Origin of the sequence: Stieleria tagensis (assembly GCF_024129865.1) — a bacterium.
Lineage (GTDB): Bacteria > Planctomycetota > Planctomycetia > Pirellulales > Pirellulaceae > Stieleria > Stieleria tagensis.
Genome location: NZ_JAMYFE010000155.1, coordinates 1 through 21,333, shown reverse-complemented (window position 1 = coordinate 21,333; position 21,333 = coordinate 1). Strand labels below are relative to the sequence as shown.

The 21,333-nt window shown below is 57.8% G+C and carries 12 protein-coding genes; 7 read left to right on the top strand and 5 right to left on the bottom strand.

Features of this window, described 5'->3' with window-relative positions:
* Positions 1-110: 110 nt before the first annotated feature.
* From NHH03_RS26995 to NHH03_RS26975, 5 genes are all read right to left on the bottom strand, one after another.
* Positions 111-6,041, bottom strand: a complete 5,931-nt coding sequence (locus NHH03_RS26995) for a hypothetical protein (protein ID WP_253161470.1) — start codon at positions 6,039-6,041, stop codon at positions 111-113.
* A gap of 215 nt (positions 6,042-6,256) precedes the next feature.
* The gene (locus NHH03_RS26990; protein WP_253161469.1) at positions 6,257-6,952 is read right to left on the bottom strand and encodes a hypothetical protein; all 696 of its coding nucleotides are present in this window, start codon (positions 6,950-6,952) and stop codon (positions 6,257-6,259) included.
* Positions 6,933-7,490: an orotate phosphoribosyltransferase gene (gene pyrE, locus NHH03_RS26985; protein ID WP_390895651.1), complete on the bottom strand. Its 558-nt coding sequence runs from the start codon at positions 7,488-7,490 to the stop codon at positions 6,933-6,935. Before pyrE ends, NHH03_RS26990 begins: the two co-directional genes overlap by 20 nt.
* A 119-nt stretch (positions 7,491-7,609) precedes the next feature.
* A complete protein-coding gene (locus NHH03_RS26980) occupies positions 7,610-8,959 on the bottom strand; it encodes a L,D-transpeptidase family protein (RefSeq protein WP_253161467.1) in 1,350 nt (449 codons plus the stop codon).
* 233 nt (positions 8,960-9,192) lie between these two features.
* Complete coding sequence (locus NHH03_RS26975; RefSeq protein ID WP_253161466.1) at positions 9,193-10,839, bottom strand: alginate export family protein; 1,647 nt, start codon at positions 10,837-10,839, stop codon at positions 9,193-9,195.
* Positions 10,840-11,364: 525 nt separating this feature from the next.
* Between NHH03_RS26975 and NHH03_RS26970 the strand changes: the two genes are divergently transcribed.
* From NHH03_RS26970 to NHH03_RS26940, 7 genes are all read left to right on the top strand, one after another.
* Positions 11,365-12,855: a CmpA/NrtA family ABC transporter substrate-binding protein gene (locus NHH03_RS26970; RefSeq protein WP_253161465.1), complete on the top strand. Its 1,491-nt coding sequence runs from the start codon at positions 11,365-11,367 to the stop codon at positions 12,853-12,855.
* A 218-nt stretch (positions 12,856-13,073) separates the two neighbouring features.
* Positions 13,074-14,189, top strand: a complete 1,116-nt coding sequence (locus NHH03_RS26965) for an ABC transporter permease (protein ID WP_253161464.1) — start codon at positions 13,074-13,076, stop codon at positions 14,187-14,189.
* Between the two features lie 36 nt (positions 14,190-14,225).
* Positions 14,226-15,170 carry an ABC transporter ATP-binding protein gene (locus NHH03_RS26960; RefSeq protein ID WP_390895650.1) on the top strand — a complete coding sequence of 315 codons (945 nt, stop codon included), beginning with the start codon at positions 14,226-14,228 and terminating at the stop codon, positions 15,168-15,170.
* A 21-nt stretch (positions 15,171-15,191) separates the two neighbouring features.
* On the top strand, positions 15,192-16,043 hold the full coding sequence (locus NHH03_RS26955; RefSeq protein WP_253161462.1) for an ABC transporter ATP-binding protein: 852 nt from the start codon (positions 15,192-15,194) through the stop codon (positions 16,041-16,043).
* Positions 16,044-16,112: 69 nt separating this feature from the next.
* Positions 16,113-16,982: a GAF domain-containing protein gene (locus NHH03_RS26950; protein WP_253161461.1), complete on the top strand. Its 870-nt coding sequence runs from the start codon at positions 16,113-16,115 to the stop codon at positions 16,980-16,982.
* Between the two features lie 16 nt (positions 16,983-16,998).
* Entirely contained in the window at positions 16,999-18,711 is a 1,713-nt protein-coding gene (locus NHH03_RS26945; RefSeq protein ID WP_253161460.1) for a DmsC/YnfH family molybdoenzyme membrane anchor subunit, read from the top strand.
* Positions 18,712-18,720: 9 nt separating this feature from the next.
* Positions 18,721-20,976 (top strand): molybdopterin oxidoreductase family protein, encoded by a 2,256-nt coding sequence (locus NHH03_RS26940; protein ID WP_253161459.1) that lies wholly within the window; start codon positions 18,721-18,723, stop codon positions 20,974-20,976.
* Positions 20,977-21,333 lie beyond the last annotated feature (357 nt).

Here is a 21,333-nt window from a genome sequence, read left to right as displayed (position 1 = left end):
GGATAACCCGAGAGCGTGAGTTTTGAAGCCAGCGTTTTCTTAAGCCCAGCGGGCGGTACAAGGACTGCCGGCGGCGTCAGTCGCCGGATCAAGCGGTTGCGGTTGCCTTATTATGTTTCCCAAGCTTGCATCGATTTTGCGAGCCGCCGCAGTTGGGGTTTGTTCTTTTCGATCATCATCAATCCGCCCAACAAGATCACGCCGGTTGTGATTCCAAACACCCACCAGGGCCAGACCGCATCCATCTGACGCCCGGCATGCCAGACCATGCTGGTCACGCCGACGAAGACAAAGGTTGTGCCCAAGTACAAGAACGGTCGAATGCGAAACGCGACGCCGGCGGCTGTGCCCAGTAGCGCCAGCGTGATCAAAAGGATTGGGCCCATGAGGGTCGACCCCACGCCTTGCAGCAGCATGTCAGCCGTGCTGGTGACATAGATCGTCAGTGTTGCGGCGTAGCGAATATTTTTGGTCAGTTCCAACCCCAGCGATTGACGATGGAAATGCGTCGCGATCAACACACAGATCGCCGGTGGAATCAACCAGGCCTGAGGGTGTGTCAGGAATTCCCAGTTCGGCGTCTGTGCCAGAATCACCCACAGGGCGGCGTTGCCGATTGCGATCGATGCGATGCGTGCGCGCCCGCTTTTCCACAGGAACGAGATGACGCCGTAATACAGCGCTGCGGCCACCAACACGGCTTGATAGCTGACACGGCCCTGGATGAATGTCCAGGGTGGGCTGGTCGAGTTGCCAAAGAACGACGTGACCAGCGATCCGCTCAACCAGAATCCGATCACTGGCACCAGTGGTAAAAATAATGCGGTTCGTTTCAGGGTTTCGGCCAACACGGTATCCCTGCGGCGCCGCGCCCATTCGGTGATCCCCACACTGGCGAATGACAACGCCATCACAACGTAGGGCCAATAGGCTCGCAGTCCCAAGTCGGCCAACGGATTCTTGCATAGGAACAGATGGAACCAGGTCAGCCCGCCAAACAGCTGCGCGGCGATCACCAATCCGCTGCGATGCAGGTCTGTCAGTTTCCAAGCCTCGCGATAGGAGAATCCGGGGCCGCTGAAGATCGCCCCAATCGTACTTAGCAAACTCAGGATCCCAAGTGTCGCTGCCGCTGCCAAAACCAATGGTGTCGACAATGTCTCGGTTTGACCAGCCATCCGCACCATGCCTTCTTGAATCAGCGTGGTGATCAGCGATCCGATCGCCAGTGAAAATGACAACGCCGTGCCGTAGCGAATCGCCGCGTGCCAGCGCTGCAGTATCGGGCGACTGAGTAGTTTGGGCAGCGCAAACACCAACAACGCGGCGATGCAAACCCAGCCGGTGAACCAACGTGTCGAAAGCGTCAGCATGGGGATCGCACTGGATTCAATGTTGGTGCTTGCCAGCATCGCGATCGCCATCAGTCCCGTCGTCATGGCGACGTAGCGGAGACGTCCTCGTCCGCTGCGTTCTGCCAATTCGGCCAAGGCCAGTGCCAACAAGCCCACACCACAGATCGCGACGGGAACGATCTTGTGTGTGTTGTACTGCACCAATAACCAACCCGTCGTACCCAACAACAGTGTCAGCGGAACGATGCTTGTCCAGATCATCACGCTGGCAAAGCTGGGAACTGATAGCGACAGAGGAGGTGTCTGTGGCGTCCGTTTCAGACCTGGCCAATATCGGTTGGTTGCGTTGATCAATTGGCATAGACTGCCGCCGCTGAACACCATCGCGGTGAAGAGCGTGGCGATGGACAGTCCCGCCAACGTGATGTGATCCGGTTGGCTGAGTTCCCGATCGACACCAAAACGCAGGGCAATCAAACCGACCAGCAACAGAGACGAAAGAATCGACACCTCGCTGACACCGCGGCGGGTGAAACGAAAGCAGACGGATCCGACGACCAGGCCGCCGACCAAGATACGGATCCAGAACTGCGACGCAGCGTCAACGGTGTGAATCAATTGGTACGGCGCCTTTGTTAACTGGTTCATGAACTCAGCAGCCAGACAGATTGTGATCGCCAATGCGGCCTCGCCATCGGCCAACAAGCGGCGTTTGGCACCAACGGTTTCCACTGATGTCGCGTCGTCGGGACAAGCCATTCGCCACAGAATCGCCCAAACTCCGGTCCAAGCGAACAACGCGGTGTAAGTGGTCGTGGATGTCACTGCGGTAAATTCCGTTAAACGCAATACAAAGTAGCCGCCGACGCCGAGCGCGAACCAGCACAGTGATCGTGTTGCAAAAATGGTTTGTAGTCGGGTTGCGCCCACGACTGTCAAGTCATCATTCGCTCGCAGACAAAGGGCGGTGGCTAGCACGGCGACGATCACACATCCCAACAGACCGACGGTCCAGTGCGATGGTGTTGTGCCTTGAACGCAGCATAGAACCGAGGATGCAATCGCTAGCCCAGCGGTTTGCGTTCCAAACCAATTCCTCACGGGTTGCTCGGTCCAAACACAACGGCAATCGTTCGCCAGCGAGATGGCGGCGATGACCAACCAAACCGTTGACAACAGCAAGCCAGGCGAAATGCCGGCAGCCATCCAAGGCATCAGCAACAGCGTCAGGTGCCCCGATGTCAGACTCAGCAGAACCGTCCAATTGAACGGATTGTCGTCGCGCTGTTGTGTGCTCACCAACGGTTGTGTGCTGACGATCCGTGGCCAAGTCCATAGCAGCCCGGCCGCTAGCGTTGTCAGCATCCAGCCCACCGGCTGATGCATCGGCAGGGTGTACGCGGCTCCGATCAAGATGCTTGTGATGACTCCAGTGCCGGTTGTGATGCCAAGACTGACGCAGATCGCAAGTGACAATAGGATCGGCTGTTCGAGCACCGGCGTGCCGGCTGGTTCAGTTGGTCTGAACCGCTGAGGAATCGCAAAACGCAACCCCAACGCGACGCCGCCACTGCTGATGGCTGCCAATTGAATCCAGACCCACCATTGTCCCGGTAGCCAAATGGGAGTGACCAAGATCACGATTGCTGGAACCAGTACCACAGCAACATTGGTCAATTGCAGCGATCGTTGTCGAATCCCCACACACAATGCTGTCACCGCAGCCGCACTCCACCAAACCGCGACGGCCCACGTCGCCAAGGGGGCTGGTGAGATGCCGTCGGCAACGGCAGGCACCCAACCACCGGCCAGCAGAGCTGCCGAGGAAAGCCCGATGGTGCCCAACCCAAACGCAGTCAACAGAGTCTTGCCCGCGTGTTGACCGGCCACTGCCAGGTCCGGCGCGGACGAGCGCCGCCGAAACAAGTCCAGGACAAAACATCCGCTGGCGAGGATTGATGTCGCCAGCACCAATTGCTGCGAGGGTTCGTCAAACGATCGAACTGCGGTCTGCCAACCGATCCATGCCAACAGACTGGCAACGAGTAGGTGTTGCATGGAATCTCGCTGCAGTGCCGTTTGCCGCGGCAGACGTGAACCCAGAAAGAGCACGTATCCACCCAACGCGATTGCGACGACCGGCAGTGCGATGCTGGTGTCGATCGCTGCCCCGGTTCCAAATCCGACCGCACACAATCGTTCTGCAAATCCAAGCACTGCCGCAATGCTCAGCATTCCTTGTGAGACCTGGATCAATCGTCCCAGTGATTCGTTATCCCAGGCTTGTTTGTTGCTGTCGTACCATTGGGATCGGCGGTGGACGATGTGCCACTTCGAATTGGATGGGATGCGTTTGAGTTCGCGCAGGCAGCGGTTGGTGATTTGAATCACGATCACCACACTCCATGCGGCCAGTGCCCAGCCCCAAATCGCCAGACCGCTGCGCCATGATTGGGCGGTCAACAGCGTGTCATGGAATTGCCAGCGCCCGATCACCACAACCGCGATCACCAGAAAAATGCGAGCAAGCATCAAGTGGGTGACGTCACGATTACAAAGTCCGATCCAGACCCAACCGGTGATACACACCACCAGAGTCGTCACTGCCAGTGGGCCTGTCGTCAAACTCGCTAACACTCCGGCAAACAAGAACAAGGCCGACGAGTAGGTGCGGAAATGCACTGCCAATTTCGGTTGTCCCGAGATCGATTCGGCGAACACCAAACCGCACAGCGCAGTGGCCACCAAAGTGATCAGCGACGGGCCGATCCCCGGAAAGGGTTGCCCCAGCACGACCGGTTTGGCAATGGATGCCCAACAGGCCAGCGTCACCGCGATGGTGCCCCCGGACCATGCCGCCAACCAAGTGGGACGTGATTCGATCACCGACAGCCCGGGACGCAACCAGACAATTGCGACGACCGCGGACCCCAGTAGCGCCGACAGTGCCCAAGGGTGGATATTTCCCATCAGTTGGATCGGTCCGACGGTCAGGACCGCGGCGTTGATGATTGCAAGCGTGAACCAACCGGTTGCCGCCCAGTGGATGCGTCGGCGATGGGGGCCAACCGGTAACGCCACTGCGATGCCTGCGGTCACCAAACCGACCGCCAAGGCTGCCAGCATCGGTTGGCCGCCGAGGAAGCGTTGCCAGACCGGGATTTCCGACCACAGCACCGGGTTCATCACAGCCGGCGAGCTAAATAGAACGGCGATCCCGATTGGCAATGACGCCAGCAGTGACCAGCAGGGATTGCGAAATGTGTACGTGGCAATCAATGCCGCGGCGGATAGCGAAACAGCCCAGGCCCATAGCCATGCCATCGAAGTCATTGCCGGCACCAACACGCAGCCGCAGGCCAGCAGCCCGATGGCAAAGACGACGCTACCGAGCAACGCCGTCGTGGGACGTTTTTCACTACCAGCGATCGCCAGGGATCCAGCCGCCAGAGCCAGCACACCGGGCAGAGTTGCGATTGCCACGGCTAGCCAAGCTGACGGGGCCAAACGCAGCATGAACACGCAGTAGCCCGCCAGCACCGAGAGTGAAAATCCGGTCACACCCATGATCATCGCTCGACGACCGATCGCATTGCCGCGGGCGATTCGTCGGCGCGATGCCATTGCGGCAATGCAGCCCCAGACGGCTGCCGACCCGGCTAGCATGATCCAACCCGCCGACGTGTCGAAGTTGCGGACCGCGGCGGGGACCAACGGCAACACGGCGGCCGGGCCGGCGATGCCGATCGTCAATGCCGGCGCCATCCGCCGGCCGACCAGCGCGCCACTGGCATGCCAGATCAATGTCAGATAGATCGCACCGGCGCCCAGGATCGTCAACACGGTGACCGGGTCATTCAATGCGACCGATGTGGGATCGATCCCACCGGTGGATAGCCCTGCCAGGATCCCCAGCGGCACCAACAGCGTGGCGATCACCAGCGTCGCCCGACTGGTGTCCTGCAGTCGCCAACGAAACAGGGTGTACAACCCGGCGCCAAAGATCGCCGCATTACCGGTCAAGAAGATCAGCGAGGGGATGATGCGGTGCGCTGCGGTCAACGTCGACCACAAGCTGACCACCAGCCCGATCGAACAAACCACGATCAACAATCCGGCCAACAGTTCACCCCAACGAATGTTATGGTCGGCAAGAAATTCGCTTAGCGATTCCGCAAACGTCGTCCGCGCTGTCACCGGTGGCGCCTGGCTGGGGACCGGTTTGGACGCCGCGTCAGTCGGGGTTGAAACGGGCGCAGGTGTGGCCTGGCTGGGGACGGGGGCTAGTGCCGCGGTCCGCGCGATAGGGCGGGCAATGGGTTTGGGGGCTGGGGGAGGATTTTTTGTCGGCGCACCAGCCTGAGCAGCAGGCAAAGATTGTCGGTTGGTTGTGGTCGCGGGCCTTGTTTGCCCCTGCAAACTGTTGTTCCAGCCACGGATGACAAGTTCGTCGACTAGTTTCAGGAGGTCTTGTTCCAGCTTGGCGGTGATTTTCCGTCGGAACTTGAGCTGCTGCAGAATCCGACGGGTCGCGTCGGCATCGTCGCGGAGTGAGCGAGGGTGCTGAACCTGCGGCGTTTCTTCTGAAAACAGAAATTTTAAGATGCTTGCGGTGACGACCCAAGACAGATGGCCGAGCAACGTGATCACCAGCCACAGGATCACAAAGACAACAAAAATGATCATGCCAACACCCTTCACAAAGCCGCTCGACGGAGTGCCGAGCCCGCTAGGGAAGTGAGAGCCCACCGAAACGCAGATGTTTTGCGCAAGGGGCACGATTCATTCGCCGCTTCCGTCTGCTTTGCTGGTGTGGAGGATTGATCCGACCGATTTGGGACTCGCAGAACCCTGCATGCAGTCGGATCAATCGTCTACACCAGCGCAGTCAGCGGGTTGCGTTAGGCAGCGCGATAGAGGATGCCACTGCGATTGCGACCGATGGGTTGGATCGCGGTGGTGTGTTTCAGCACGTAAGCAATCTTTTGGGCGAACCATCGTGGTCGCCCCGTTGCCTGGGCGATGTCCTCGGTCGTGAACGGCGTGCGGCTGGGATCCAGTCCGATCAATTGGTACAGATCTGCTGCGGTTTGCAGTTCGATCGAGGATTCGATCGATTCCAATTTCACGTCTTCGACGCGGTAGTCTTTTTGCCAGCGGCGTCGACGGCGGGTGCGGTCGGGAACACGCACCTGTTCGACATGCACCAAAGCGATCTCGAGCGTCAGGTTTTCGCTGGGGAAGACCTTGGTGAAATAGATCAGGTCTTCGAACAGATCCAGCACGCATCCCCGTTTGGGGCTCATCCGCCGCGTGTGAATTTTGCCTTTGGCTGTTTTTTTCTTGGCGATCCGTGTTCGCATCACGATCGGTTTGACGACCCGCACGCGATGACGTTTGACCAACGCCTTGATCTTTGGCTTGATGGCCGATAACGAGGCGCATTGAATTTCGATCAATTCGTCGTCGCGGATCGCATCGATTCGATAACGCCCCATGACGACTTCGGTCTGCGACTGGTCGGCGGCGTAGTGCAGTTTCAGCTGCTGGTGAAGCGAGGTTTCCACGGTGACCGAATCACTCCGGTTCGATGCCAAAGTCACGGATCGTGGTCAGCGTTTTCAACGTCAAACCGCGCGCCGCAAACGCTGCTTCACCGCCGGCCAAGCGATCGATGATGCCGATCACTTCGCGGACTTTCAAACCAAATGCCTCGGCGGCGTCGACAGCTTTTAGGGCGCTGCCGCCACTGGTGATGACGTCTTCGACAATCACCACTTCCTGGCCGGGTTCGACGGGGCCTTCGACTTGTTTCCCAGTCCCGTGGCCTTTGGCTTCTTTGCGAACCATGAACCCTTTGAGCGGCAGATCATTTTGACCGGCCAGCATCACGATCGATGCAGTGATCGGATCGGCGCCGATCGCCATGCCACCGACGGCAGCCGGCAGCGTGCCCGATGCCTGGATCACCGAGAGCATGCCCGCGGCGACCAGGTTGGCGCCTTGAGGATGCAGGGTGATTCGACGGCAGTCCAAGTAATACGACGCTTTTTTGCCGCTCGCCAGTGTGAATTCGCCACGTTGCAGGGCTTCGCGGCCCAACAGGTCGATCAGGTCTTGTTTGTTGTAGGTCATCATGGAAACGCCGGTCTAAAACTCGAGTGCGGGCCAGGAAGTTGGTGGAATCAGGGTGTTGGCGATGATTCTACAAATCCTTTCGGCGAATCCTAACCCCAGACCGGTCACCCACCGGATCAACGACGAACGGTGACCGAAGAACCCTGTCCCAAGATGCCATAGACATCGTCGGCATAGTCGCCAGCCACGCTGATGCATCCGAGCGGGCTCGGCTGGACCGTGTTGGGGCTGCCGTGAATACAGATCTGGCCGCCCAGGTCCAACCACATGTTGCCGTAGGGGTTCTCGGGGCTGCCGGCGGGTACCGGTTCACCCGCATGGTCGTAGTAGACGCGCGACGTTTTCTTGTCCTGCACGGTAAACGTTCCCGGTTTGGGGGCCGGATCGTTCCCCACGGCGATGTCAAATCGTCCCGCGTACAGGTCACCTAGGAATAGGGTCAGTTGTTTGTTGGTCAAATCGACATCAGCGCGGAACGGACCACGCAGCATTTTCAGCTCGGTGCCCGGCAGGACGGTGACGGGATCATCGACTTGGTTGATGTTGGCCAACAACTGCCAGGGGACATCGTTCTTCTGTGCGATGTCGTGAAGGGTTTCACTGCCGCCGACGCGGTAGGGTTGTTCCAGCAGGTGTCGTTTGGAATAAATGACTTCGCGAGCCAGTGGGTCCAGTCGGCTGAGCAACTGTGTGCGCTGTGCTTCGCTCAGGTTCGGCATGCTGTAGAACACGCTAAGGGTTGCCAAAGCTTCTTTCAATTGTCCCTTGGCGTACATCGCATCGGCCGAGGCGATCGCATTGATCAAGCCACGGTTTTCGTTTGCCGGTGGGCTGTCGTTGGAGGCACCCAGGTTTTCCAGGGCCGTTGACGCGCCGGCTTGGTCGCTCATCTGGAACTCGGTGCCAGTGGGCTGGTCGTTGGATGGTTCATGTGGGCCACCGGTAAATGCCGTGCCCTTGGAGGGATCAAAGTGCGCGGCGGCGGTCGCCGGATCGGGCAGATTGAAGGTCCCGGGGGTTGATTGGTAGTCGGCGGTTGCACCGGGATGCACCGATGCAGCGTCGGCTGGCGCGCTGACCGCTGGCAATGTCGACGGTTCCGTTGTCGCCGCGGTTTGTTCCACTTGACCCGTCGCTGTGGTGGGTGGCAAATCGGCAAACGATCCGCCAAAACTGGGCGGCGTCGCTGTTGGTTCGGCCGCGGCGTGGTGGTGGTCTGAATCGGCCGGATGGTCCGCGGTGGCCGGTTCGGTGGACGGCATCATTCCGGCGGGCGGTTGCCCGAGTTCCAGTCCAGACGCCAGGCTTTCGCCGGAGGCAAAATCTCCACCAGCGGCTTCCTCAATAACCAGGAATTCTTCGATTCCGTCGGGTAGCGGTTCGGGTGGGGTCGTCAATGAAACATAGCCGCCGTAAAGGACGGTCAGCATCAGGACTACGACAGCGGCGGTTTTTATCGTTTGCACGACAGTCCTCCATGGCGGATTCGTGCGAAAAATCGAGCGGGTATCAGCTAGACCGTCTGTCGTAATGAAAGTTTGCTCTCCATTTCCAGATCAGTTTCGTAGATTTTGGCGATGACGCGTCACTGGGCCCTGTTGTTTCACGACCGCCCTCTCAGAAACGACAGCAGCCGCTGGCATCGGGTGATGCCAGCGGCTGCGGGGTCGCAATGAAACGAGACCGGTTCAGTCGCTCTCTAGAACCGCCACTGGATCTCAGTCCAGAAGAAATCGGCGTCTTGGTTGGTCGGCACGCCAGGGGTCGTGTCGTAGTAGGCCCCGGCATTGAAGTGCGAGTAGCCCACGGCAAGGTTAGTGCGAGGATTAATCGCTCCGGTCAACACCACGTCGATTTCTTGACCGAGTTCCTTGTCACCGGCGGCGTTAGCCGGGTTGAATGGAACCATCGTCACGCCGTAGGGCGTGGTGGCTTGGTCCAAGAAGAAGTGGTGATACCATAGCAATAGGTTCATCTTGCCCACCAACGGTGTGATGAACTGGGCGTTGACGTCGTTGATGTTTCGACGGCCGTACAAGTCCATGAAACCCAGGTACTTGTGCGCCAGCGGGAACAGGTGGTCAAAACCATTGTCGCCACGGGCCGCAGGGACGTCGTCTCCGCCCGATGCCCAGTCATACCACATCCAAACGGTCGGCTTCCATTCGCCACAAGCCGTGCAGATACTCAACTGTCGCCCCAGGCCGCCGGTGAAGAACCCGGCGTAGTGATCACCGTATCCTGGGCTATTGGATCCGAACTGCACGCCGCCTTCGAATTCGTACAGCGTTCCGCCATCGGCTTTACCGCTGACACGGCTGCCGAGCGTTTGGTAGTTGAAATCCAGGATGTCGTTGTTTAGCCCGAGGTAGTAGGCATCAACGGTGCCGAGTGAGGTTCCCGAGTTTGTCGCGTAGACGCCATAAAAATCAACGTCTTCGTTGGCGTCGTCAATCTTGCTCTCGGTGGCCGCGACACGGTTAACCGGATTGACGTAAAAACCATCCACCGTCCAGTCGTCGCCTTTGTAGGTTCCGCGGACCCCTTGGAAGGTTCGTCGCGTGTTGGCCCAGTCCAACGGTGATACCAGCCGTTGGGCGCCGAACAACAGTTCTTGGCGACCGACCCGCAGCATCAGCGAATCTGTCAGGTTGGTGTCCAAAAACAAGTTTTGAATTTCACCGCGATTTTCTTCGATCGGGCGATTGTTGAAATTTTCTCCGCCGGAATCCGCGTACAAGTATTCCCCGTAGACCCGGAAGATATCGTTGATCCGCAAATTGGCGAACATGCGATAACGGGTCAAGTAGAAATCATCGTCGAGCCCGGTCAGCCCCAACCCGCGGAAGTTGTTTTCGCTGTGGTATCGCACGCGTGCTTCACCACCGACATCCAATTTGCCGTCGAGCATGCCTTTGAGCGAATCACCGAAGAATGACGGACCGTCATAGCAGGGATCGTTCAGGTAACTGTAGTCATTGGCATAGAACACGCCTTTGTAGGCGCCCAGCATCGCTGCCGTGGCGGCTTCGGTCTGTTTCTTAGTGCAGCATGCGGTCGAGCAGCAATCGCAGCTGGGCGCTGCTTCGATCGTCGCCGGAGCCGAAGCTGCGTCGGTTTCGATCGGTGGATCGATCACGACCGGTTCGGGCGTGCTGGGAACCGGCGCCAGTGGTTCGTCAGCGGTAGCCAACCGCACGCTTGCGACTGCCGCTGAGGTGGCGTCGTAAACCACTGTTTCTTCGAGTCCATGTGGGGTTTCGGCCAAAGCGGTCGGTGCAGTGGCGATGCCGGCAAGAATGGCCAACGCGAGAGCGCGCCGGCGTGCCTGTTTGATTGGAGGCATTTCGTAGGACTCCTTCCTAACGAATTGAGTGCCGCCGCCGATGTGGCGACGAGAGATGAAAAACAACAGGACCCACGAAATCGAACCGAGGGCGCATCAGAATCGGATCCGGCGAAACCGTTCGTCATGACTGGATGTATCGACGCTGCCGGGGCAGCATCACGCAACGATTTTTCCACCGCCCGCAAAGACGGAACAATCGCTACCACGCGGTCACGGATTACCACTTCACTCGGATCCATCCCCCCGCAAGATGTTTAGGCAGCACCGCGTTGCTGGTGCCTAATTCGGGCGCACCTCAGAGAGGACACAAAATTCATCCGCAGATTCCGGCAAGAAAAAAGCGGTCCTTACGGGCCGTCGATTCACCTTAACCGTCGCCAACGCTTCTGTCTCGCAACATTGGTCGGCCGGTTCCATCTTGACTCGGGCGGTTGGAACGGTGGTTGCTAATCAACCGTGCACCACGCTGCAGGTGACCTGCGACCGTGCTGTTTCTGATTCTTTTCCCCGGAGTCTTTTCACGTGCCTTCCCGAATTTTGTGGATTCACAACTGTCGCCGCACCATCACATTTGCGGCTCTCACGCTGGCCGTCTTGTTGGCCGGGTGTTCCGATTCGAACATCACGCTTGAGGAGCTTGAGGAAGCAGCGGCGAAGCTGGAATTGAAAGACGCTTCACCCGACGCTGGCGGTGACACCGAGGTGGTGGAGATTCTGGACGTCGAAAAACCAAATCTGAAATTCGGTTTCATCAAGCTGACCGACTGCGCTCCTTTGGTGATCGCCAAAGAAAAGGGCTACTTCGAAGCGGAGGGGTTGAATGTCGAAGTCGAATCGCAATCGAACTGGAAAGTGTTGTTAGATCGCGTGATCGATGGGCAATTGGACGGCGCGCATATGTTGGCCGGTCAACCGATTGGGGCGACGATCGGATACGGTACCGCGGCTCACGTGATCACCGCTTACAGCTTGGACTACAACGGCAACGGGATCACCGTCAGTAACGAAATCTGGAAACAGATGCAGGAAAATGACCCTGAACTAGAAGCAGACAAGCCCAAACACCCGATCACAGCGGAATCGCTCAAACCGATCGTTAATTCCTACAAGCAGGAAGGCAAGGATTTCACGATGGGGATGGTGTTCCCCGTCAGCACGCACAACTACGAGATTCGATACTGGTTGGCATCGGCCGGGATTCACCCCGGGATGTACAGCCAGCAGGACACGACCGGAGTGATCGACGCCGACGTCTTATTGACCGTCACACCTCCGCCGCAGATGCCTGGCCAATTGGAAGCGGGTTCGATTCTTGGCTACTGCGTCGGTGAACCGTGGAACCAACAAGCGGTGGCCAAGGGGATCGGTGTTCCGGTCACGACCAACTACGACATCTGGAAGAACAACCCGGAAAAAGTATTTGGAGTCACTAAAGAGTGGGACGAGAAGTACCCCAACACTCATTTGGCAGTGGTCAAGGCGCTGATCCGCGCCGGCAAGTGGCTGGATGAAACCGATGCCGATGGCAATCTCGTCAATCGTCAGGAAGCCGCCGAGATCCTATCCAATAAAGACTATGTCGGTGCGGATGTCGACGTGATCGACAACAGCATGACCGGCACCTTTGAGTTTGAAAAAGGTGACGTCCGGCCGATGCCTGACTTCAACGTGTTTTTCAAACACCACGCCAGTTACCCGCACTACAGCGACTGCATCTGGTTTCTGACTCAGATGCGTCGTTGGGGGCAGATCAGCGACGGCAAGCCGGCTAGCTGGTATGCGGAAACGGCAAAAGACATCTACAAACCCGAGATCTATCGCAAGGCCGCCAAGATGTTGGTCGCTGAAGGAAAGGCCACCGCGGAAGATTTCCCGGCGCTCGACTACGACGGCTATCGCCAGCCCAGCAGCGACTTCATCGATGGCAACCCCTACGACGCCAAAGATCCGGTGGGTTACATCAACAGTTTCGAAATCGGAAACAAAGATCCCAAAGAACTGGCCAAGCAATAGATCGCTTGAGCAGAGAGACGTTCATGCAGTGGTGACCGCCTCACCCTGTGTGTTCGGGAAGCGGCCAATCGGGCCGGATGTTTGGTCCGGTGCCTCATGTCCGGCCCGGCCGTGGACCCGAACGAAATTGCCTTGAAAGACTCGGGCGGAAAACGAGTCTCGCAAGGTGGCGGAAATCAGTTTTAACCCCGAACACACCTACAGAAAGAATCGGTCAGATGAATTGGAGAGGGAAAGCTCTAAAGTTTTGCGACGTCGCGGGGTTGCCTGCGTTGGAGCCCTTTGTGCGTCTGTTGGCAGGCGAGGACGTGAAGGAGCAGTTCAAAGGGATTGCAAAATTCGTCGTGTTGCCGATCGCAGCCATGTTGGTTTTCTTGGCGTTGTGGTCTGCCGCGGCAAAGACTGTGGTGACCGACAGCATGCGATTGCCTAGCCCCACCGATACCTGGGCCGCCGGCAAGGAACTGTTCGCAATGCACACGGCACAGCGTGCCCAAGATCGTGAGCAGAAGAAAGAGATGACGGTCCAGGCCATCACCTACTTGGCCCAAGCCAACCGGGTTACCAAGCAAGCTGCCGCTGCGACCGGTGAAAAGAAAGAAACGTTGCTTGCCAATGCGATGGTGTTGAAAAAGAAGGCGCTTCAAGCGGCGAATTTCAAACCGTCCAGCGCGCCGACCTTCGTCGATCAGATCGTCACCAGTTTGAAAACCGTGTTCGTCGGCTTTCTGATTGCGACGTTAATCGCCGTCCCGATCGGCGTTCTGTGTGGGATGAGTCCGTGGTGCAACGCTGCCCTGACACCGTTCATTCAAATCTTCAAACCGGTCAGCCCGCTGGCTTGGTTGCCATTGGCTTTTTTGGTCATCGTCTGGGCTTATGCCGGGGTCAAACCCGGCGATTCAATGTTTGACAAAGCCTTCTTGATCTCGGCGGTCACCGTATCGCTGTGTTCATTATGGCCGACTTTGGTCAACACCACGCTAGGTGTTGCCAGCGTTGACAAGGATTACATGAACGTCGCCCGGGTGTTGAAGCTGTCCTGGAGTCAGCAGTTGTTCAAGATCATTTTGCCTGCCAGTTTGCCGCTGATGTTCGCGGGTCTGCGAATCAGTTTGGGGGTGGGTTGGATGGTGTTGATCGCCGCCGACATGCTCGCGCAAAACCCGGGATTGGGCAAATTTGTCTGGGACGAATTTCAGAACGGCAGCAGCCAAACGTATGCCCGGATTGCATTCAGCGTGTTGATCATCGGCGTGATCGGATTGTTACTGGATCGCGTCATGATTTGCTTGCGAAACTTGGTCAGCTTTGGGAATCCCCAAGCGGCTTAATCACTCCGTCAACACCCTCGCACCCCTGGTTCAATCATGAGCATCGCTGTCCTCGAGCGGCCCAGACCGAAAGCGGTGGCGCGTCCGGTCGCACCGGAGCCATTGATTTCGATGAAAAACGTTTGCAAGGGCTACGGAAGCGGCGTGACCCGCAACGAAGTCCTGACGAACATCAATCTAAATTTACGGCCTGGCGAATTCCTGGGCGTGGTCGGGTTTTCCGGGAGTGGAAAAACCACGCTGACGAAAATGTTGGCCGGTTTGGAAACGCCGGACTCCGGTGAAATCGTGATGGAAAACCAGGTCATCAAAGGCCCCAGCGAGGAGCGCGGAATCGTGTTCCAAAACTACTCGCTGTTGCCTTGGTTGACCGTGCGTGGAAACGTCGCGCTGTCGGTCGACAGTGTGTTCCGCGATTGGTCGCGCGCCAGACGCAGTGAACACGTCGACAAGTTCATCGAAATGGTCGGCCTGACACATGCCGTGCATCGTCGCCCGCACGAATTGTCCGGTGGCATGCGGCAACGTGTTTCGTTGGCGCGAACACTCGCGATGAAACCCAAAGTGCTGTTGTTGGACGAGCCCCTGTCGGCTCTCGACGCGCTGACCCGTAGCGTGTTGCAAGAAGAGATTTTGAAGATCTGGGAAGAGGAGCGGCAGACCTGTTTGTTGATCACCAACGATGTCGACGAAGCCATCTTGTTGGCCGATCGCATCGTGCCGCTTAATCCCGGTCCGGGGGCTTCGCTGGGGCCAGCGTTCGCGGTGGAACTGGATCGACCCCGAAACACGACGGAATTGAACCACAACGAAACCTTCAAAGGGCTTCGCAATGCGGTCACCAACTACTTAGTCGCAGTGCGGCAAAAATCGCGTGACGAACAGGCGCAGGCGTCTTCGGCGGCACCGGTCGAATTACCCGATCTGAGACCGATGAGCATGGCGCTGCCGAGAAAGGCGATTTTGAATTCAACGATCTAACCACTCCCAAAGGCGGATTTGATGGCTGGCTACGTAGAGATGTATCGTCTCGGCAAAACCTATGACACGCCCAATGGGCCTGCGGTGATTGTCGAAGAATTTAATTTGAACATGCGGCAGGGCGAATACGTCTGTCTGCTCGGTCACTCCGGTTGCGGAAAAAGCACGGTGCTGACCATGGCGGCCGGACTGAATTCGATCACCACCGGTGGAATCGTGGTTGCCAATCACGAGATCGATGGACCGGGGCCGGATCGCGGTGTGGTGTTTCAATCACCCTGCCTGATGCCTTGGATGACTGCGATGGAAAACGTCCTGTTGGGCGTCAACCAGGTCTACCCCCACGGGACCAAGTCGCAGCGTCACGATATCGCCGCTTACTATTTGACGCTGGTCGGACTGGGCAGCAGTCTGGACACCCGCGCCGCATCGCTCAGCCAAGGCATGCAGCAGCGCGTCGGAATCGCACGTGCATTCGCGCTCAAACCCAACATGTTGTTGTTGGACGAACCGTTCGGGATGCTCGATTCGCTGACACGGATGGAGTTGCAGGAAATCCTGTTGGAGATTCTGGTCCGTGACAAAGTCACCACGATGATGATCACGCATGATGTGGACGAAGCTCTGTTCATGAGTGACAAGGTCGTGATGATGACCAATGGGCCGCGAGCACGTGTGGGCAAGGTATTCGAAATACCGTTTGACCGCCCCCGAGTGCGCGCCGAAGTGTTGGATCATCCCGAGTACTACAACTTGCGTGGAGACATGATTCAGTTTCTGGAAGATCAGGACCACAAAAAACTCAAGGCGGATGCGGAAAAGCTAGCAGCGAAAAAGAAGGCCGAAGCGGAACAGTTGGCTGTGGGCGTGTAAACGCGGTTCGTTGACAACAACGTCCTTGCCCCGCATTCCTTTTGATGCCCCTTTGAATCCCGTGCTCTCATGACAACGACTGTTTCTCAATCTCATTCCAAATTTCTCGGCGACGTGTTTGCGATCGACGTCGACCATGAGGGTGTTGCTGGATCGACCAACCATCCCCTCGTCGATCGCGCGGTTGCCGAAACAATGCACACCGGCCTGCCCTGCATCTCTCAGTCGGATGACGGTGATCAGGATGCGGTTGTGATGACCGTTCCTGTCTATCGTGGCGACCACATCATTTCACTTGCTGCGCTGGTAGGTTGTCCTGTCGATGGCGCGGTTGGCGTGATGGAAGTCTGGCAGCCGGTGGGCACCTTCGATGAATTGAGTTTGACCCAAGGCTACTTTGGATCTCTGGAACGATTTCAAAACGTCAGTTCGTTCGTGCGTTTCGAAAAAGGTTCCGGGTTGCCCGGCCAGGTCTGGCGCAATCTCAGTTTCACCGTCCACGATGATTTGCCCGCTCATCCCGGATTTCTGCGTGCCGCCGGGGCATCGGCTGAATCGTTGCAGGTCGCCGTCGGAATGCCGGTTGCCGGGGACGTTTTCCTCGCTTCGGCGCTATTGGTCAGCTCCGATGCCGCGCCGGTTGCCCGTGGGTATGAAGTCTGGCGCTGTGCGGACGATGAATTGCTGCTGGAGTCTCGAGCCTATCAACGGTTGGATCCGGGGTTGCAACTTGAGCCACAGACAGTGGTGCCATTGTCCCATTCGCAGCACCGCTCGTTGGCAGCGCTGGCACTGGAATCCGGTGGCGTGGTGACGTCCGAAGATCCCGCGATCGTTTTCGCCGGTCGATCCCGTGAGGATGGTTTGAATTGTAAAGCGGTTGCGATCCCGTTTTATGAAGCGGAACGCATCACCAATATCCTGACACTGATCTTATAGGGAGGCGAAAGAACAAATGAGCACGACACTGCCCGTTATCAATCGCCAACCCGAATTGGTCGGCCAATTGCTGAGCGAACAACAGGAACTTTCGGCCGTTGACCAGTTCAGTGCTTGGCACGTTGACCACGAACAGGCCGATGTCGTTCCGGCGCCCGCTCAAGAACAATATTATCGCAGTCTGTTGCCAGCGACGGCCCCGGGACCGGGGCAGCAATTTGCTTTCGAAGTGGATTTGAATTCTTGCAGCGGATGCAAGGCTTGTGTGGTGGCCTGTCACACGATGAACGGGTTGGAGGAAGACGAATCATGGCGTCGTGTCGGCACGCTGCTGATCGGTGATCCCGATTTCGCACAACCCGCTGCGATTCAACACGTCACCACAGCCTGTCATCATTGCGAGGATCCCGGTTGCCTGAATGGTTGTCCGGTCAAGGCCTATGACAAAGACCCGGTGACGGGCATTGTTCGCCACTTGGACGATCAATGCATCGGTTGCAAGTACTGCACGATGATGTGTCCCTATGAAGTCCCGCAGTACAGCAAGCGACTGGGGATTGTTCGCAAGTGTGACATGTGTCATCAGCGTCTGAGTGTCGGCGAAGCACCCGCCTGTGTGCAATCTTGTCCCAACGAAGCGATCAAGATCACGATCGTGCCGACCCAGTCGGCGCCGGCCGCCGCGCACGATTCCGTGGTTCCCTCGGCGCCGACATCGTCCATCACGCGGCCGACCACCAAATACGTCAGCCAGTACGCGATCGATCCGACCCAAGCACGACCACAAGACGAGAATGTCGACGAAGTCGCCGAAAGTCATTGGCCGTTGGCGTTGATGTTGGTTGCGACACAGGTCTCCGTTGGCGTCCTGATTTCGGAACTGTTGGCGACGATGGTGTTGTCGGTTGCCGGGTACAACGTTCCAGCCAGTGTTCCCTTGGCCGCTGCATTGGTCGCCTTTGCGATCGGTAATGCCGGGCTAGGAATCGCCCCGCTGCACCTGGGACAACCGCTACGGATGTGGCGGGTTTTTCTGGGATTGCGAACGAGTTGGCTGAGTCGTGAAGCAGTGGTGTTGGCCAAATACATGGGCGCATTGGCGGGGGCGATTGCGCTAATGGCCCTGCCGTTGGTTTGGGATTGGATTCCGACCGCCGTGCAAGCCTGGATCCCGCTGGAATGGATTCCCGATTGGGCCGGCCGGGCGCTGCTGGTTTTGGCCATCCCTGTCGGGCTAACCGGTCTGTACTGCAGCGCCATGATCTACATTGCAACCAAACGCCAGTTGTGGCGTGCCGGGCGGACGTTGCCGCGGTTCTTTGCCACCACGTTGGCCGCCGGACCGGTGATCACTGCGGCCGTGTTTGCATTCAGTGGATTCGCAGCAACCGCCGCGGTGTTGTCGCTTGCCTCCGCCGCCGTGATGGCTTGGAAATGGAATTTAGAGACCGCGGTGTACCTGCGTGACAATCGCAGCGGCGATGCCTACGACCGTCGCTCCAAGCGATTGATTTGGCGGGACCTTGCCGTAGCCGCACGTCTTCGTGCCGCCTGTGCCGCCGCTGCGGTTGCACTGTGTGTCGCCGCTGGCTTGGTTAGTTTTGTCGCGCCGCTGGCCGGCGGGGTGATCGCCGTGTTGGCCGCGTTGGTGTTGGTCGGCGGGGAGAACTTGGAACGCGTGCTGTATTTTCAAAGCGTCGTCTACGATCGCATGCCGGGAACCTTTTAGGGATTTGAAATGAGTCTTGCTTCCCCCCAATCGTTGACCCATCACGACGGCAAAAAGCGACGGATGTTCGAGTTGCCGCAGATTCTGCAGGCGCGCAACGGAAAAATGACGCGTGAGTTGATGCTCAATCCCGGTGCGCACGGATTGGGGATGACACACGATTCGATGCAGGCCGATGCGACAACGGTTGCAACCTGTGGCTACTGTGCGACCGGCTGTGGATTGCGATTGCATGTCCGCGAGGGCGAAGCGGTGGGGTTGACGCCGGAGACGAATTATCCGGTCAACTTGGGCATGGCCTGTCCCAAGGGATGGGAGGCGTTGGAGGTCCTCAACGCGGATGATCGAGCGCTGTATCCCCAGCGTCGTCGCAGCGATGGCCAGATGGAACGCGTCAGTTGGGACGATGCCTTTTCAACCTTCACCGAAAAATTCAAATCCATCCAAGACAAACACGGCAAATCCTCGGTCGCGTTTCTCAGTACAGGGCAAATTCCATGTGAGGAAATGGCATTCCTGGGAGCGCTGGCGAAATTCGGGATGGGGCTGCAACATGGCGACGGCAACACACGTCAATGCATGGCCACCGCGGTGACCGCCTACAAAGAATCGTTTGGATTCGATGCGCCACCGTATACCTACGATGATTTTGAACAAAGCGATTGTCTGGTGTTCGTCGGATCGAATCCCTGCATCGGGCATCCGATCATGTGGGAACGGGTGCTGCGGAATCCCAACCGTCCTGAAATCATCGTGCTCGACCCGCGTCGTACCGAAACCGCGATGGCGGCGACGCAGCATTTACAGCTGCGGCCGAAAAACGACTTGGCGATTCTGTACGCGATCACCCATCACATCATTGCCTGTGATTTAGTGGACCACGAGTTTGTCCAAGCTCATACCAATGGCTATCAGCAACTGGTTGACCATGTGGCCGATTTTTCGCCGGATTCAGTCGCGGAATCGGCCGGACTGTCGGCTGGGGCGATCCGCAAAGCCGCCGAGACGATTGGCAAGGCCGGCGCTGCCTCACTGTGGTGGACGATGGGCGTCAACCAAAGTTACGAGGGAACACGAACCGCTCAAGCGATCATTAACATCGCATTGATCACCGGAAATATCGGCCGGCCTGGCACCGGGGCCAATAGCATCACCGGCCAATGCAACGCGATGGGGTCTCGGTTGTGGAGCAACACGACCAATCTGTTTGGCCACCACAAGTTTGAATCCGCCGAGGATCGTCAGCGGATCGCATCGATCTTGGAGATTGATGTCGATTCCATTCCCGTCGAAGGCAGTTGGTCCTACGATCGGATTGTCGAGGGCATCGACAACGGTGAAATCAAAGGCCTGTGGGTGATCGCGACCAATCCGGCACACAGTTGGATCGATCAAGGCAATTTTCAGCGGCTGATCGAGAAACTGGATTTTTTGGTCGTGCAAGACATGTACGATTCGACGGAAACGGCACAGCATGCCGACCTGCTATTGCCAGCGGCCGGTTGGGGCGAAAAGGAAGGCACGTTCATCAACAGCGAGCGACGTTATGGGCTGCTGAAAAAAGTTCGCAAAGCACCCGGCGAGGCGCTCGCTGATTTTCAAATCTTTCGCGGCATCGCAGCCTATTGGGGTGTCGGCGAGATGTTTGCCGACTGGACGCACCCCGAAGCGGTGTTCAAAAAAATGCAGGCGGCCAGCGAAGGGCGTCCTAACGATATCAGCGGTATCGATGGCTATCGGCAACTCGATGCCTGTGGTGGGATTCAGTGGCCGTGGACCAAGCCGGATGCGGATGCAATGCAGACGCCGCCGCAGCAACGTCGATTGTTTGCCGACGGCCATTTCTGTCACCCGGACCAGCGGGCTCGGTTGATCGTCGATCAGATCACGCCGATGCCAGAACCGGCGGACCAGCAATACCCGATCGTGTTGTTGTCGGGCCGCGGCACGGTCAGCCAATGGCACACGCAAACACGGACTAGCAAAAGCAAGGTCCTGCGGAAGCTGTATCCACAGCGGGCCTATGTTGAAATGAGTCCGGTTGATGCGCGGGAGTTAGGGATTCACAACGGCGATACCGTTGAAGTGCGTTCGCGGCGGGGGGCGATTTCAGTGACCGCGATGGTCACGCCCACCATCCAGCCCGGGCAAGCGTTCATTCCGATGCACTACGGTGTGACCAATCACCTGACCCTCAGCCACTTTGATCCCCATTCTCGGCAACCCAGCTACAAAGACTGCGCGATCACAATCAGCAAAGCGTAGTCCGACACCTGTAGCCCCCGCGACTCAATCACGCATGTTCCCCGCCGGCTCAATCGCGGAGCGATGTCATTCTCTACCGCCCCTCCGGGGCTCGTTGATATTCTTTGACGATCAACGCCTGGGGCTGACGCCACCAGGCTATCGACTGCCGTCGCTCCGCGACTCAATCATGCATGTCCTCCGCCGGCTCTCAATCGCGGAGCGATGTCATTTGTTAGCCAGGGGTGAAACCCCTGGATTGGTCGACAACAAACCGCGCAGTCGCGGAGCGACGACATTCTCTACCGCCCCTCCGGGGCTCGTTGATATTCTTTGACGATCAATGCCTGGGGCTGACGCCCAATACCGCTAAATCGA

Bases quoted from the DNA above. Each gene is read 5' to 3' on its own strand.
- NHH03_RS26945 (WP_253161460.1), top strand. From the start codon at position 16,999: ATGAGCACGACACTGCCCGTTATCAATCGCCAACCCGAATTGGTCGGC.
- NHH03_RS26955 (WP_253161462.1), top strand. From the start codon at position 15,192: ATGGCTGGCTACGTAGAGATGTATCGTCTCGGCAAAACCTATGACACG.
- NHH03_RS26975 (WP_253161466.1), bottom strand. From the start codon at position 10,839: ATGCCTCCAATCAAACAGGCACGCCGGCGCGCTCTCGCGTTGGCCATT.
- pyrE (WP_390895651.1), bottom strand. From the start codon at position 7,490: ATGACCTACAACAAACAAGACCTGATCGACCTGTTGGGCCGCGAAGCC.
- NHH03_RS26965 (WP_253161464.1), top strand. From the start codon at position 13,074: ATGAATTGGAGAGGGAAAGCTCTAAAGTTTTGCGACGTCGCGGGGTTG.
- NHH03_RS26995 (WP_253161470.1), bottom strand. From the start codon at position 6,041: ATGATCATTTTTGTTGTCTTTGTGATCCTGTGGCTGGTGATCACGTTG.
- NHH03_RS26950 (WP_253161461.1), top strand. From the start codon at position 16,113: ATGACAACGACTGTTTCTCAATCTCATTCCAAATTTCTCGGCGACGTG.
- NHH03_RS26940 (WP_253161459.1), top strand. From the start codon at position 18,721: ATGAGTCTTGCTTCCCCCCAATCGTTGACCCATCACGACGGCAAAAAG.
- NHH03_RS26960 (WP_390895650.1), top strand. From the start codon at position 14,226: ATGAGCATCGCTGTCCTCGAGCGGCCCAGACCGAAAGCGGTGGCGCGT.